The organism is Marinobacter pelagius, from assembly GCF_900114925.1.
Taxonomy (GTDB): Bacteria; Pseudomonadota; Gammaproteobacteria; order Pseudomonadales; family Oleiphilaceae; genus Marinobacter; species Marinobacter pelagius.
Genome location: NZ_FOUR01000012.1, coordinates 1 through 15,931, shown reverse-complemented (window position 1 = coordinate 15,931; position 15,931 = coordinate 1). Strand labels below are relative to the sequence as shown.

The 15,931-nt window shown below is 57.2% G+C and carries 13 protein-coding genes and 1 tRNA gene; all 14 read left to right on the top strand.

The features are described 5' to 3' along the window. A partial coding sequence (locus BM254_RS17555) for an elongation factor Tu (protein ID WP_483869256.1) occupies positions 1 to 389 on the top strand: 389 nt, incomplete at its 5' end. 44 nt (positions 390 to 433) lie between these two features. Further along, positions 434 to 509 (top strand) — tRNA-Trp (locus BM254_RS17550). Between the two features lie 33 nt (positions 510 to 542). Continuing rightward, a complete protein-coding gene (gene secE, locus BM254_RS17545; protein WP_092006915.1) occupies positions 543 to 911 on the top strand; it encodes a preprotein translocase subunit SecE in 369 nt (122 codons plus the stop codon). Positions 912 to 924: 13 nt separating this feature from the next. Then, a complete protein-coding gene (gene nusG / locus BM254_RS17540) occupies positions 925 to 1,458 on the top strand; it encodes a transcription termination/antitermination protein NusG (RefSeq protein WP_092006913.1) in 534 nt (177 codons plus the stop codon). 101 nt (positions 1,459 to 1,559) lie between these two features. Next, positions 1,560 to 1,991 (top strand): 50S ribosomal protein L11, encoded by a 432-nt coding sequence (rplK, locus tag BM254_RS17535; protein WP_008940662.1) that lies wholly within the window; start codon positions 1,560 to 1,562, stop codon positions 1,989 to 1,991. Between the two features lies 1 nt (position 1,992). Next, positions 1,993 to 2,691: a 50S ribosomal protein L1 gene (rplA, locus tag BM254_RS17530; protein ID WP_092006911.1), complete on the top strand. Its 699-nt coding sequence runs from the start codon at positions 1,993 to 1,995 to the stop codon at positions 2,689 to 2,691. A 223-nt stretch (positions 2,692 to 2,914) separates the two neighbouring features. After that, positions 2,915 to 3,445, top strand: coding sequence for a 50S ribosomal protein L10 (gene rplJ, locus BM254_RS17525; RefSeq protein ID WP_092006908.1), 531 nt, complete (start codon positions 2,915 to 2,917; stop codon positions 3,443 to 3,445). Positions 3,446 to 3,484: 39 nt separating this feature from the next. Beyond that, positions 3,485 to 3,862, top strand: coding sequence for a 50S ribosomal protein L7/L12 (gene rplL / locus BM254_RS17520; RefSeq protein ID WP_092006906.1), 378 nt, complete (start codon positions 3,485 to 3,487; stop codon positions 3,860 to 3,862). Between the two features lie 241 nt (positions 3,863 to 4,103). Then, the gene (gene rpoB, locus BM254_RS17515; protein WP_092006917.1) at positions 4,104 to 8,180 is read left to right on the top strand and encodes a DNA-directed RNA polymerase subunit beta; all 4,077 of its coding nucleotides are present in this window, start codon (positions 4,104 to 4,106) and stop codon (positions 8,178 to 8,180) included. A 76-nt stretch (positions 8,181 to 8,256) separates the two neighbouring features. Continuing rightward, complete coding sequence (rpoC, locus tag BM254_RS17510) at positions 8,257 to 12,471, top strand: DNA-directed RNA polymerase subunit beta' (RefSeq protein ID WP_092006904.1); 4,215 nt, start codon at positions 8,257 to 8,259, stop codon at positions 12,469 to 12,471. Positions 12,472 to 12,636: 165 nt separating this feature from the next. Further along, positions 12,637 to 13,011, top strand: a complete 375-nt coding sequence (rpsL, locus tag BM254_RS17505) for a 30S ribosomal protein S12 (RefSeq protein ID WP_008174844.1) — start codon at positions 12,637 to 12,639, stop codon at positions 13,009 to 13,011. Positions 13,012 to 13,126: 115 nt separating this feature from the next. Next, a complete protein-coding gene (gene rpsG, locus BM254_RS17500) occupies positions 13,127 to 13,597 on the top strand; it encodes a 30S ribosomal protein S7 (protein WP_008940668.1) in 471 nt (156 codons plus the stop codon). Between the two features lie 18 nt (positions 13,598 to 13,615). Further along, the gene (gene fusA / locus BM254_RS17495) at positions 13,616 to 15,721 is read left to right on the top strand and encodes an elongation factor G (protein WP_092006902.1); all 2,106 of its coding nucleotides are present in this window, start codon (positions 13,616 to 13,618) and stop codon (positions 15,719 to 15,721) included. A gap of 34 nt (positions 15,722 to 15,755) precedes the next feature. Continuing rightward, a partial coding sequence (locus tag BM254_RS17490; RefSeq protein ID WP_245777475.1) for a GTP-binding protein occupies positions 15,756 to 15,931 on the top strand: 176 nt, incomplete at its 3' end.

Sequence of the window (15,931 nt, the reverse complement as noted above, 5' to 3'; positions counted from 1 at the left end):
TGGACGAAGGCCGTGCTGGTGAGAACGTTGGTGTTCTGCTGCGTGGTACCAAGCGTGACGACGTTGAGCGTGGTCAGGTACTGGCGGTTCCGGGCTCCATCACTCCGCACACCAAGTTCGAGTGCGAAGTGTACGTACTGTCCAAAGAAGAAGGCGGCCGTCATACTCCGTTCTTCAAGGGCTACCGTCCGCAGTTTTACTTCCGTACCACCGACGTAACCGGTTCCTGTGAACTGCCGGAAGGCGTGGAAATGGTTATGCCGGGTGACAACGTGAAGATGAGCGTTACCCTGATCGCTCCGATCGCCATGGAAGATGGTCTGCGCTTCGCGATCCGCGAAGGCGGCCGTACCGTTGGTGCCGGCGTGGTCTCCAAGATCATCGAGTAACCTTCGGGTTACTCGATTGTAGTTGCACTGAGTTGTTTCGGTGCAGGCCAGTAGCTCAATTGGCAGAGCAGCGGTCTCCAAAACCGCAGGTTGGGGGTTCGATTCCCTCCTGGCCTGCCATTTTTTAACATCCGGATACATAAGCTGATTCCTATGGAGTCAAAAGCCGTTCAGTCAACCAGCCGTTTCGATGCTCTGAAATGGCTGGTTGTTTTTGTTCTGATTGCCGTCGGTGTCGTCGGTAACCAGTATTTCAGTGCCGAATCTCTTCTGTATCGCGTGCTGGCTCTCGTAGGTCTCGGTATTGTGGCGGCCTTCGTTGCCCTGCAGACCGATCGCGGTCGCCGTTTTGCAACGCTGCTTAAAGAGGCTCGGGTCGAAATCCGGAAGGTTGTGTGGCCCACCAGGCCGGAACTTGTCCAGACCACGCTGATTGTTGTGGTCTTTGTGCTGGTTGTTGCGCTGATTTTGTGGGGTATGGACTCGCTGATCAGTTGGCTGGTCGCCGGATTTATTGGTTAAACGGGAGTGGGCAATGGCTAAGCGCTGGTACGTGGTTCATGCGTATTCTGGCTTTGAAAAGCACGTAATGCGCACTCTGAAAGAGCGTGTTGCGCTCGAAGGCATGGAAGACAAATTTGGCGAGATCCTGGTTCCGACCGAGGAAGTCGTCGAAATGCGCGATGGCAAAAAGCGCAAGAGCGAGCGGAAATTCTATCCGGGATACGTACTCGTCCAGATGGAAATGGACGATGCAACATGGCATCTTGTCAAAAATACCCCGCGGGTCCTGGGTTTCATTGGTGGCACCAAGGACAAGCCTGCGCCGATTACCGAGCGTGAAGCAGAGGCCATTCTTCGTCGCGTTGAAAGCGGCGCCGACAAGCCCAAGCCCAAGACCCTGTTTGAGCCGGGTGAGATTGTACGCGTCGTTGAAGGTCCTTTTGCGGACTTCAACGGGGTGGTGGAAGAAGTCGACTACGATAAGAGTCGAGTCAAAGTGGCTGTTCTGATCTTCGGTCGTTCCACTCCGGTCGAACTGGAGTTCGGGCAGGTCGAAAAAGACTGATCAGCTGCTGTCAAGCTGAAAGCTCGCGCGCTATGGCGACGCGGGCTTTTTGTGTCTGATAAGGGGAGCCGAAAGGCGTCTGAACCCACAGGAGATTTAACATGGCAAAGAAGATCGAAGCCTACATCAAGCTTCAGGTTGCTGCCGGCCAGGCCAACCCGAGTCCCCCCGTTGGTCCTGCACTGGGTCAGCGTGGTGTAAACATCATGGAATTCTGCAAGGCGTTCAACGCCCAGACCCAGGGTATGGAGCCCGGTCTGCCGATTCCGACTGTTATTACTGTTTACAGTGACCGCAGCTTTACCTTCATTACCAAGACTCCGCCTGCTCCGGTTCTGCTGAAGAAAGCAGCTGGCATCAAGAGCGGTTCCGGTCGTCCGAACACCGACAAGGTCGGTACCGTGACCCGTGAGCAGCTCGAAGAAATTGCCAAGACCAAGGAGCCGGACCTGACTGCAGCCGATATGGATGCAGCGGTTCGTACCATTGCCGGAACAGCCCGCAGCATGGGCCTGAACGTGGAGGGCCTCTAAGATGGCAAAGCTGAGCAAGCGTCAGAAGCTGATTCGTGAAAAAGTTGACTCCACCCGTGCCTACTCTGTTGACGAGGCTGTAGCGCTGCTGGCCGAGCTGGGCCAGAACGTGAAGTTCAAGGAGTCTGTCGACGTAGCCGTTAACCTGGGCGTTGATGCGCGGAAATCCGACCAGGTTGTTCGCAGCAGCACTGTTCTGCCCCACGGCACCGGCAAGAGCGTTCGCGTTGCCGTGTTCACCCAGGGTGCGAATGCCGAGAAAGCCACTGCTGCCGGTGCCGACATTGTCGGTATGGAAGACCTGGCTGAAGAAGTCAAGAAAGGCAACATGGATTTCGACGTGGTTATCGCCACTCCGGATGCCATGCGTGTTGTTGGTCAGCTGGGCCAGATCCTTGGTCCCCGCGGCCTGATGCCGAACCCGAAGGTGGGCACCGTGACTCCGGATGTTGAAACCGCGGTCAAGAACGCCAAGGCCGGTCAGGTACGTTACCGTACCGACAAGAACGGCATCATCCATGCCCCGCTGGGCAATGTTGAATTCTCTGCCCAGAACATCAAGGAAAACCTTGAAGCTCTGGTGGCAGACCTGAAAAAGGCCAAGCCCGCGTCGTCGAAGGGTGTGTATCTGAAGAAGATCACCATTTCGTCCACCATGGGTCCTGGCCTGACTATCGATCAGAGCGGTCTCGCTATTTGATTCTTTGATCGATGGTTACTTTGTAGTCTGGGCGGAAGCCAAGGCTGTCAAAGACCGCAGGCCCCCGAGGCGTTTCCGGTTCGCCGGAGACGCCACAAGGGTTAAAGCAACGCCTGCGCAGACGGTGTGAAGACGTTCTCTCTGAACCCAAACACCGTTAAGGCGCCCGCAAGGGCAATGATGGGTTTGCCGGCAAGAGCCGGCGAAATCGAGGAGAAAACCAGTGGCAATTAGACTCGAAGACAAGAAAGCGATCGTCGCTGAAGTCAACGAGACTGCTGGTACTGCTCTGTCTGTGGTCATGGCTGACTATCGCGGTGTCACCTCCGGTGACATGACCGCGCTTCGTGCCAAGGCTCGTGCCGAGAATGTGCGTCTGAAGGTTGTTCGTAACAACCTGGCCAAGATTGCCATTCGCGGTACCGAGTTCGAGTGCATTGACGAAGCTCTGGTTGGTCCGACCATTCTGGCCTTCTCAATGGAAGATCCGGGCGCGGCAGCGCGTCTGCTGAAGGATTTTGCCAAAGAGAAAGAGGCGTTCGAAATCAAGGGTCTGGCTGTCGGCGGTGAGCTGATGGGCGCGGATCAGATTGATCGCCTTGCCAAGCTGCCGACGCTGCATGAAGCGTTGACCAAGCTGGCCATTGTTACACAGGCACCAGTTACCAAGCTCGCACGCAGCCTGAACGATATTCCGGGACGGATCACGCGTGTTGTAGCTGCAGTCCGCGACCAGAAGCGCGAAGCTGCTTGATTCTGTTGAACACCATTTTTACATTTTTGGGAGAAAGTCATGGCTCTGTCTAAAGACGATATTTTGAATGCAATTGCTGAAATGAGCGTAATGGAAGTTGTTGAGCTCGTTGAAGCTATGGAAGAGAAGTTCGGCGTTTCTGCTGAAGCCGCTGTTGCTGCTGCTCCGGCCGCCGCTGGTGGTGACGCAGGTGCTGCCGAAGAGAAGACCGAATTTGACGTTGTTCTGACCGGCGCCGGTGAGAAGAAAGTTAACGTCATCAAGGCTGTTCGTGAACTGACCGGCCTGGGTCTGAAAGAAGCTAAGGAAATGGTCGACAGCGCTCCTTCCGTTGTTAAGGAAGCAGCTGGCAAAGACGACGCTGAAGAAGCCAAGAAGAAGCTCGAGGAAGCAGGCGCTTCTGTTGAGCTTAAGTAAGAGTCGGCTGTTGATCGACACCGTGCATTAAGCATGGATAGGCTGGTGGCTTCGGGCCACCGGCCTTTTTCTGTTGTATATGCTATAGAGTCTGGTGTGCACTAAAAGGTTGATGTCAGATCTATAACCTACAGCCAGAGTCTTGTTCAAGACGGCGCGATAAGCCGAGCAATTCGGCCCCGAAGCAGAACAATGGTTGCTTCTTGATACCAGGTATCAGGTCTAAAGCTGGGGAATGCAGATGACTTACTCCTACACTGAGAAAAAGCGGATTCGCAAAGATTTTAGTAAATTGCCTTCCGTGATGGACGTCCCCTATTTGCTGTCTATTCAGCTGGATTCGTTCCGGGACTTCCTGCAAATGGAAGCCGCTCCTGAAGACCGCCGGGAAACCGGTCTTCACGCAGCATTCAAATCCGTATTCCCGATTGTCAGTTACTCTGGCAATGCCGCGCTCGAGTACGTGAGCTATCGTATCGGCGAGCCGGTATTTGACGTCAAGGAATGCCAGCTTAGGGGCGTAACCTATGCAGCGCCGCTGCGCGTGAAAGTCCGCCTTATCATTTACGATAAGGAATCGTCCAACAAGGCGATCAAGGACATCAAAGAGCAGGAAGTCTACATGGGCGAAATGCCCCTGATGACCGAGAACGGTACCTTCGTTATCAACGGTACCGAGCGCGTTATTGTTTCCCAGCTCCACCGTTCCCCGGGTGTGTTCTTCGATCACGACAAGGGTAAGACCCATTCTTCCGGCAAGCTGTTGTACTCGGCCCGGGTGATTCCTTACCGTGGCTCCTGGCTGGACTTCGAGTTCGATCCGAAGGACTCCGTGTTCGTTCGTATCGACCGTCGTCGTAAACTGCCGGCCTCGATTCTGCTGCGCGCCCTGGGTTACACCTCCGAGCAGATGCTGGAAATGTTCTTCGATACCAGTAAGTTCTCCCTGGGCGAAGAAACCTGCAAGCTGGAGCTGGTGCCGAGTCGCCTGCGTGGTGACATCGCCACCTTCGACATCAAGGACAATGACGGAAACGTGATTGTCGAGGAAGGTCGCCGGATTACCGCTCGCCATATCAAGCAGCTGGAAAAAGCCGGTATCAACGAGCTGGAAGTTCCGACCGAATACCTTTACGGCCGTGTCCTGGCCAAGGACATGATCGACCAGTCCACCGGTGAGGTTCTGGTGGAGTGTAATACCGAGCTGACCGAGGAAGTGGTTACCAAGATCCTCGAAGCCGGTGTGAAGGATATCGAGACCCTGTACACCAACGACCTGGATTGCGGTCCGTTCATGTCCGATACCCTGCGTATCGACCCGACCCGCACCCCGCTGGAAGCGTTGGTGGAAATCTATCGCATGATGCGCCCGGGCGAGCCGCCCACCAAGGAGTCTGCGGAGAACCTGTTCAACAACCTGTTCTTCTCCGACGAGCGTTACGACCTCTCCGCGGTTGGCCGGATGAAGCTGAACCGTCGTCTGGGCCGTGAAGAGAGCACCGGCGAGGGTACTCTGACCCACGAGGACATCATAGACGTTCTCAAGACCCTGATTGCCATCCGTAATGGTGAGGGTCAGGTCGATGATATCGATAACCTGGGCAACCGCCGTGTTCGCTGCGTGGGTGAAATGGCCGAGAACCAGTTCCGGGTTGGCCTGGTCCGGGTTGAGCGGGCGGTACGTGAGCGCCTGAGCCTGGCTGAAAGTGAAGGCCTGATGCCGCAGGATCTGATCAATGCCAAGCCGGTAGCAGCTGCGGTGAAGGAGTTCTTCGGCTCCAGTCAGCTGTCCCAGTTCATGGATCAGAACAACCCGCTGTCCGAGGTGACTCACAAGCGTCGTATCTCCGCGTTGGGCCCGGGTGGTCTGACCCGTGAGCGCGCAGGTTTCGAGGTTCGGGACGTTCACCCGACCCACTACGGCCGTGTGTGCCCGATCGAGACACCGGAAGGTCCGAACATCGGTCTGATCAACTCACTGGCAACATACGCCCGCTCCAACTCCTACGGCTTCCTCGAGAGCCCGTACCGGAAGGTGGTTGAAGGCGTGGTGACCGATGAGGTGGTGTACCTCTCCGCGATCGAGGAGAGCAACTACGTTATCGCCCAGGCCAGTGCGGCAACTGACGAAAGCAAGCGACTGACGGACGAACTGGTTACCGTACGTCACCTGAATGAATTTACCGTGGCTCCGCCGGAAGCGGTCAACTTCATGGACGTGTCTCCGCGCCAGGTCGTATCGGTGGCAGCGTCACTGATTCCGTTCCTGGAGCACGACGATGCCAACCGGGCCCTGATGGGCGCGAACATGCAGCGTCAGGCGGTTCCGACTCTGAAGTCCCAGGTGCCTCTGGTAGGTACCGGCGTTGAGCGTACCGTGGCCCAGGACTCCGGCGTGTGTGTCACGGCCCGTCGTGGCGGTGTCATCGAGAGCGTCGATGCTGCCCGTATCGTGGTTCGCGTCAACGACCAGGAAACCGAGGCCGGTGATGCTGGTGTGGATATCTATAACCTCACCAAGTACACCCGTTCGAACCAGAACACCTGTATCAACCAGCGTTCCATTGTGCGCCAGGGTGACGTGATTGCCCGTGGTGACGTGCTGGCAGACGGTCCGTCCGTGGATCTGGGTGAGCTGGCCCTGGGTCAGAACATGCGCATCGCGTTCATGCCCTGGAACGGTTACAACTTCGAGGACTCCATCCTCATCTCCGAGAAAGTGGTGCAGGAAGACCGCCTGACCACCATCCACATCCAGGAACTGACCTGTGTGGCTCGGGACACCAAACTGGGTAGTGAGGAAATCACCGCAGATATCCCGAACGTGGGTGAAAGCGCGCTGTCCAAGCTGGATGAGTCCGGGATTGTATATATCGGTGCTGAAGTAGGGCCTGGCGATATCCTGGTTGGCAAGGTGACACCGAAGGGTGAAACCCAGCTGACCCCGGAGGAGAAGCTGCTGCGTGCCATCTTCGGTGAGAAGGCGTCCGATGTTAAGGACACCTCCTCCCGTGTGCCGACCGGCACCCGCGGTACCGTTATCGACGTCCAGGTTTTCACCCGTGACGGAATCGAGAAAGATCAGCGTGCCCTGTCCATCGAGAAAGAGCAGCTGGACAAGTACCGCAAGGACCTGAAAGACGAATACCGCATTGTTGAAGGTGCGACCTTCGAGCGTCTGATGAATGCTCTGAAAGGGCAGGAAGTGATCAGCGGCCCGGGCCTCAAGAAAGGCGCGACCCTGGAAGAATCCTACTTGGCTGAGCTGCCGCGGTCGGACTGGTTCAAGCTCCGGATGAAAGACGAGAGCCTGAACGAACTGCTCGAGAAGTCCGAGCAGGGCCTTGAGGATCGCAAGAAAGAGCACGAGGCCCGTTTCGAGGACAAGAAGTCCAAGCTGCAGCAGGGCGACGACCTGGCGCCGGGCGTTCTGAAAATCGTCAAGGTTTACCTTGCGATCAAGCGCCGCATTCAGCCGGGTGACAAGATGGCCGGTCGTCACGGGAACAAAGGTGTTATCTCTGCGGTCATGCCCATTGAGGACATGCCGTATGACGAGCACGGCACCACGGTCGACATCGTTCTGAACCCGCTGGGTGTACCTTCGCGGATGAACGTTGGTCAGGTTCTCGAGACCCATCTGGGTGCCGCGGCCAAGGGCCTGGGTGAGAAGATCAGCCGGATGCTGGACGAGCAGCGCAAGATTGCCGAGCTGCGCCAGTTGCTGGACGAGATCTACAATCACTCGGATGAAGTGTTCAAGGTGGACCTGGATTCCCTCAGCGACAAGGAAATCCTGGAGCTGTGCGGCAACCTGCGTAACGGTGTGCCGATGGCGACGCCGGTATTCGACGGTGCCAAGGAAGCCGAGGTCAAGCGTATGCTGGAACTGGCGGACATGGATACCAGCGGGCAGGTTAACCTGTACGACGGCCGTACCGGCGAGATGTTTGATCGCCCGGTCACTGTCGGCTACATGTATATCCTGAAGCTGAACCACCTGATCGACGACAAGATGCACGCACGTTCCACCGGCTCCTACAGCCTGGTAACCCAGCAGCCGCTGGGTGGTAAGGCGCAGTTCGGTGGCCAGCGCTTCGGTGAGATGGAAGTGTGGGCCCTCGAGGCCTACGGTGCAGCCTATACGCTGCAGGAGATGCTCACCGTCAAGTCTGATGACGTAAACGGTCGGACCAAGATGTACAAGAACATTGTCGATGGTGACCATCGCATGGAGCCGGGCATGCCCGAATCCTTCAACGTTCTTGTCAAGGAGATCCGCTCGCTGGGTATCGACATCGAGCTGGAATCCGAGTGAGCCGAATTGTTTTTGGCAGCGTGAGCGGGCACCGCGGGTGCCCGCCCGAGATTAACGCCATCCGGAGCTTTTACTGATGAAAGATTTGCTGAATCTTCTCAAGAGCCAGAATCAGAGCAAGGAATTCGACGCCATCCGCATTGGCCTGGCGTCGCCTGACATGATTCGTTCATGGTCCTTTGGCGAAGTGAAAAAGCCTGAGACCATCAATTACCGTACCTTCAAGCCGGAGCGTGACGGTCTTTTCTGTGCCAAGATTTTCGGCCCGATCAAGGACTACGAGTGTCTGTGCGGCAAATACAAGCGCCTCAAGCATCGCGGTGTGATCTGCGAGAAGTGCGGCGTTGAAGTTGCCCTGGCCAGCGTGCGCCGTGAGCGCATGGGTCACATCGAGCTGGCCAGCCCGGTCGCCCATATCTGGTTCCTGAAATCACTGCCGTCCCGCATCGGTCTGATGCTGGACATGACCCTGCGTGATATCGAACGGGTTCTGTATTTCGAATCCTTTATCGTTATCGACCCGGGTATGACTACCCTGGAGAAGGGCCAGCTGCTGAACGATGAGCAGTACTACGAGGCCCTGGAAGAGTTTGGTGACGAGTTCGACGCCCGCATGGGTGCCGAAGCCGTCAAGCAGCTGCTGGAAGATATCGACCTGCAGGAAGAAGTGGATGCTCTGCGGGAAGAGATTCCCCAGACCAACTCCGAAACCAAGATCAAGAAGTTCAGCAAGCGCCTGAAGATCCTTGAGGCCTTCCTGTACTCCGGAAACAAGCCGGGCGACATGGTCATGACCGTGCTGCCGGTACTGCCGCCTGATCTGCGTCCGCTGGTACCGCTGGACGGTGGCCGTTTTGCCACCTCCGACCTGAACGACCTGTACCGTCGGGTGATCAACCGGAACAACCGTCTCAAGCGCCTGCTGGAGCTGAATGCTCCGGACATCATCGTGCGTAACGAGAAGCGGATGCTCCAGGAAGCGGTTGATGCGCTGCTGGACAACGGCCGTCGTGGCCGTGCCATCACCGGCACCAACAAGCGCCCGCTGAAGTCCCTGGCCGACATGATCAAGGGCAAGCAGGGCCGTTTCCGTCAGAACCTGCTCGGTAAGCGTGTGGACTACTCCGGTCGTTCCGTGATCGTGGTCGGTCCTTACCTGCGCCTGCACCAGTGCGGTCTGCCCAAGAAGATGGCGCTGGAACTGTTCAAGCCGTTCATTTTCTCCAAGCTGGAGCACCGCGGCCTGGCGACCACCATCAAGGCCGCCAAGAAGATGGTCGAGCGCGAGGAAGGCGTGGTCTGGGATATCCTGGACGAAGTCATCCGTGAGCACCCGATCATGCTGAACCGTGCGCCAACCCTGCACCGTCTGGGTATCCAGGCGTTCGAGCCGGTGCTGATCGAAGGTAAGGCAATCCAGCTGCACCCGCTGGTGTGTGCGGCCTACAACGCCGACTTTGACGGTGACCAGATGGCGGTTCACGTACCGCTGACCCTGGAAGCCCAGCTCGAAGCCCGTGCGTTGATGATGTCCACCAACAACGTGCTGTCCCCGGCCAACGGCGAGCCGATCATCGTGCCGTCCCAGGACGTGGTACTTGGTCTGTACTACATGACTCGGGAGCGTCATGCGGCGCTCGGCGAGGGCATGGTGTTTTCCGATGTCAAAGAAGCGCATCGTGCCTACGGCGCCGGCAAGGTTGATCTGCAGGCGAAGGTCAAGGTCCGCGTCAAGCAGGTTGCCATCGGTGAGGATGGCGAGCGTACCGAGAGTTACGACATCGTCGACACTACCGTCGGCCGTGCGCTGCTGTTTGATATCGTGCCAGACGGCCTGCCATTCGAGCTGGTTAACAAGCCGATGGTGAAGAAAGCGATTTCTGCGCTGATCAACACCTGTTATCGCGATGCCGGCCTGAAGGATACGGTTATCTTCGCCGACCAGCTGATGTACATGGGTTACCACTACGCGACCCGCTCCGGTATCTCTATCGGTTTCAACGATTTTGAGATTCCGCCCGAGAAGTACGAGATGGTTGATGCCGCCTCCGAAGAGGTCAAGGACATCGAGAACCAGTACGCGTCCGGTCTGCTGACCCAGGGCGAGAAGTACAACAAGGTGATCGATATCTGGTCCCGGGCCAACGACAAGGTCTCCAAGGCCATGATGGAGCGTCTGGCCAAAGAACAGGTCATCGGCCCCGACGGCCAGCCTGTGAAAGGCGAGGACGGCGACTACCTGATGCAGGAGTCGTTCAACTCTGTATACATGATGGCCGACTCCGGCGCCCGGGGTTCCGCGGCCCAGATCCGTCAGCTGGCGGGTATGCGGGGCCTGATGGCCAAGCCGGACGGCTCTATCATCGAGACGCCGATCACCGCGAACTTCCGTGAAGGTCTGAACGTACTGCAGTACTTCATCTCGACCCACGGTGCCCGTAAGGGTCTGGCGGATACCGCTCTGAAGACCGCGAACTCCGGTTACCTGACCCGTCGCCTGGTAGACGTGTCCCAGGATCTGGTGGTGACCGAGGAAGACTGCGGCACCGACGAAGGTCTGCTGATGACGCCGCACATCGAAGGCGGTGACGTTGTTGTACCGCTGGGTGATCGGGTCCTGGGCCGAGTGACTGCCCGTGACGTGTTCACGCCGACTGACAAGGAAAACGCGGTTGTTCCGGAAGGCACCCTGCTGGACGAGAAGACCATTGAGATGATCGAGCGCGCCGGTGTGGACGAGGTCTGGGTACGCTCCGCGATTACCTGTGAGACCCGTTACGGCATCTGCTCCAAGTGTTACGGTCGTGACCTGGCCCGTGGCCATCAGGTCAACGTGGGCGAGGCGGTTGGTGTCATCGCCGCCCAGTCTATCGGTGAGCCGGGTACCCAGCTGACCATGCGGACGTTCCACATCGGTGGTGCCGCGAGCCGGGCATCGGCTGTGGACAACATCCAGGTCAAGCACGGTGGTACGGTCCGCCTGCACAACCTGAAGTCTATCGAGAAGAGCGACGGTTCCCTGGTGGTGGTTTCCCGTTCCTCCGCACTGGCCATCGCCGACGACCAGGGCCGTGAGCGCGAATGGTACAAGCTGCCATACGGTGCGGTGCTCTCCGTGAAGAACGGCGATGCCGTTGAAGCGGGCGTTGTGGTGGCCAAGTGGGATCCGCACACCCACCCGATCATCGCTGAATCCGAAGGTGTGGCGAAGTTTGTCAACATGGAGCAGGGCATTACGGTCCGGACCCAGACCGACGAGCTGACCGGCCTGTCCACCATGGAAGTGATCGATCCGAAGGATCGTCCTGCCGCTGGTAAGGATATCCGTCCGGCCATCCAGTTACTGGATGAGGCGGGCAATGACGTGGAACTGCCGGGTGGCGCTACCGCCATGTACTTCCTGCCGGCCAACGCTCTGGTCACCATGGCCAATGGCGCCCGCGTCGAGCTGGGTGATGTGGTTGCGCGGATTCCGCAGGAAAGCTCCAAGACCCGGGATATCACCGGTGGTCTGCCGCGGGTTGCCGACCTGTTCGAGGCCCGTCGTCCGAAAGAGTCCTCCATCCTGGCGGAAATCAGCGGTACCGTTTCCTTCGGTAAGGAAACCAAGGGCAAGAAGCGCCTGGTGATTACGCCGAGAGACGGTGACGCGTACGAGGTGCTGATTCCCAAGCATCGCCAGCTCAACGTGTTCGAAGGTGAAACCGTTGAGAAGGGTGAGGTGATCTCTGACGGCCCGTCCAACCCGCACGACATCCTGCGTCTGCTGGGTGTGGTCGAGCTGGCCAAGTACATCACCAACGAAATCCAGGACGTTTACCGTCTCCAGGGTGTTGTCATCAACGATAAACACATCGAGGTTATCGTTCGTCAGATGCTCCGCAAGGTGGAAATCACCGATCCGGGCGACACCACTCTGCTCTCCGGCGACCAGGTGGAAATCACCCAGGTGCTGGAAGAGAACGAGAAGGCAGATGCCGCAGACAAGGAGCCGGCCAAGTTCGAGCGCCTGCTGCTGGGTATCACCAAGGCCTCCCTGGCCACCGAGTCGTTCATTTCTGCGGCTTCGTTCCAGGAGACCACGCGGGTCCTCACCGAAGGTGCGGTTACCGGCAAGCGTGATTACCTGCGCGGCCTGAAGGAAAACGTGGTCGTTGGTCGACTGATTCCGGCTGGTACCGGTCTGGCTTACCACAGTGAGCGCCGTCGCAAGCGTGAACTGGAAGAGCAGGGCGTGACTGCGGCGGATGTCGAAGAAGCTCTGAGCGCCGAACTCAATCGCGAAAGCTGAGTTCCGGCGTGACCACCTCCGGGTAGATACCTACCCGCGGGGTGGTTAAAAAGAGATCAGTCATCTTGACTGACTTGGGGCGCGGGCTTACACTTGCGTCCCTTAAATTTTACCCCCTGAACAGGGGGTAAGTTTCATTGGTATGGTTTTTTGGAGTTTGCTTACATGGCAACGATTAATCAGTTGGTGCGTAAGCCTCGTAAGCGCAAGGTAGCCAAGAGCGACGTTCCCGCGCTCCAGGCCTGTCCTCAGCGCCGTGGTGTGTGCACTCGCGTGTACACCACAACGCCGAAGAAGCCGAACTCAGCACTGCGTAAAGTGTGCCGTGTTCGTCTGACCAACGGCTACGAGGTTTCCTCATACATTGGTGGTGAAGGTCACAACCTTCAGGAGCACAGTGTTGTGCTGATCCGTGGCGGTCGAGTAAAGGACCTTCCGGGTGTGCGCTATCACACTGTTCGCGGTACTTTGGATACCCAGGGTGTTCAGAACCGTAAGCAGGGCCGCTCCAAGTACGGTGCAAAACGACCCAAGTCCTGATGTCCCACACGGGTGTCTTTTATCGTTGCTTGTCAGAACGGTAAGAGTAAGGCTGAGTAGCATTTTGCTATCTCAGGGGTTCCTGAAGACCTTTTAGATATATAAGGGCTTATCGATGCCTAGAAGAAGAGTTGCAGCAAAACGGGAGATTATTCCCGATCCCAAATTCGGCAGTGCACGTCTTGCCAAGTTCATCAACCACGTGATGGAAAGCGGCAAGAAATCCGTTGCAGAGCGCATTGTTTATGGCGCGCTCGACATTGTTGCCGACAAATCCAAGGAAGAGCCGCTCGAGATGTTCGAGAAGGCCCTGGAAAACATCCAGCCGATGGTGGAAGTAAAGTCCCGTCGTGTGGGTGGTGCTACCTACCAGGTGCCTGTGGAAGTACGGCCTTCCCGTCAGAACGCGCTGGCCATGCGCTGGCTCGTAGAATTTTCCCGGAAGCGCGGTGAGAAATCCATGGCGCAGCGTCTGGCAGGCGAGATCCTTGACGCGGCAGATAGCAAAGGTGCCGCTGTGAAGAAGCGTGAAGACGTTCACCGCATGGCAGAAGCCAACAAGGCGTTCTCTCACTTCCGTTTCTAATCAGCCGAGGTTTATATCGTGGCACGCAAGACTCCTATCAAACGTTACAGAAACATTGGTATCTGTGCGCACGTGGATGCGGGCAAGACCACTACTACCGAGCGTATTCTTTATTACACCGGTCGTAGTCACAAAATGGGTGAAACCCATGACGGCGCATCTACAACAGACTGGATGGAGCAGGAGCAGGAGCGTGGTATCACCATCACGTCTGCCGCTGTTACAACCTTCTGGCAGGGTATGGACAAGCAGTACCCGGAGCACCGCATCAACATCATCGATACCCCGGGGCACGTTGACTTTACCATTGAGGTAGAGCGTTCCCTGCGTGTACTCGATGGTGCTGTGGTTGTGTTCTGTGCGTCTTCGGGTGTTGAGCCGCAGTCCGAGACTGTATGGCGTCAGGCCAACAAGTATGAAGTTCCGCGCATGGTGTTCGTCAACAAGATGGACCGTGCCGGTGCTAACTTCATGCGCGTTGTTGAGCAGATCCGTAACCGTCTGGGCGCGACCACTGTGCCCATCCAGCTGCCGATCGGCGCTGAGGACGAGTTCGAGGGCATCGTTGACCTGCTCCGCATGAAGGCGATCTACTGGAACGAAGCCGACCAGGGCATGACCTACGAAACCAGGGACATCCCTGAGTCCATGCAGGCGGAAGCCGAGAAGGCCCGTGAAGAAATGGTTGAGGCTGCTGCCGAAGCCAATGAAGAGTTCATGGACAAGTACCTCGAAGGTGGTGAACTGACCCTTGACGAAATCAAGAAAGGGCTCCGTGAGCGCACCATCGCCAACGAGATCGTGCTGGCAACCTGTGGTTCTGCGTTCAAGAACAAGGGTGTTCAGGCGGCACTGGATGCCGTTATTGAATTCCTGCCGGCTCCGGATGAAGTCAAGGCAATCCGTGGTGAAGTCGACGACGAGGGTACCGAAGAAACCCGTCCTGTTGACGACGACGCTCCGTTCGCCGCTCTGGCATTCAAGATCGCGACTGACCCGTTCGTTGGTACCCTGACCTTCTTCCGTGTTTACTCCGGTAAGCTGGAATCCGGTAATGCGGTCTACAACTCTGTGAAGCAGAAGAAAGAGCGTGTTGGCCGGATGGTGCAGATGCACGCCAATGACCGTGAAGAGATCAAAGAAGTGCTCGCGGGCGATATCGCCGCGGCTATCGGTCTGAAGAACGTCACCACCGGTGACACCCTGTGTGACGAGAACAACAAGATCGTTCTCGAGCGCATGGAGTTCCCGGAGCCGGTTATTTCCGTTGCGGTTGAGCCGAAATCCAAGGCTGACCAGGAGAAGATGGGCGTGGCGCTGGGCAAGCTGGCCCAGGAAGACCCGTCTTTCCGCGTTCGTACCGACGAAGAGTCCGGTCAGACCATCATCTCCGGTATGGGCGAGCTGCACCTGGACATCATCGTTGACCGTATGCGTCGCGAATTCAAAGTTGAAGCCAACATCGGTAAGCCGCAAGTTGCCTACCGTGAGTGCATCCGCAAGCCGGTGGACGTTGAAGGCAAGTTCGTACGTCAGTCCGGTGGTCGCGGTCAGTACGGTCACGTCAAGGTGAAGCTGGAGCCGCTGCCTCTGGACGACGAGGATGGCGAAAACTTTATCTTCGTGAACGAAATCGTTGGTGGTGTGGTTCCGAAGGAATACATCCCTGCAGTTCAGCAAGGTATCGAGGAGCAGATGCAGAACGGCTGTCTGGCCGGCTATCCGCTGCTGGGTATCAAGGCGACACTGTACGATGGTTCCTACCACGACGTTGACTCCAACGAAATGGCCTTCAAGATCGCCGGTTCCATGGCGATGAAGAAAGGCGCCCTCGAAGCGAATCCTGCCCTTCTTGAGCCGATCATGAAGGTAGAGGTGGTCACCCCTGAAGATTACATGGGTGATGTTGTCGGCGACCTGAACCGTCGTCGTGGCCTCGTGCAGGGCATGGAAGAAGGCCCCGCGGGCAAAGTCATCCGTGCTGAGGTTCCGTTGTCGGAGATGTTCGGTTACGCCACCGACCTGCGTTCTGCAACACAGGGCCGGGCGTCTTATGCGATGGAGTTCTCCCGCTACATGGAAGCTCCTTCGAACATTGCCGAAGCGATCATTAAAAAGGGTTGATCCCAGGACTTAAGTAACAGGAAGAGGTGTAACCGTGTCTAAAGAAAAATTTGAGCGCAGTAAACCGCACGTAAACGTGGGTACTATTGGTCACGTTGACCATGGTAAGACCACTCTGACCGCTGCTCTGACTCGTGTATGTCACGAAGTGTGGGGTACAGGTTCAGCCAGCGCGTTTGACCAGATCGATAACGCGCCGGAAGAGAAGGC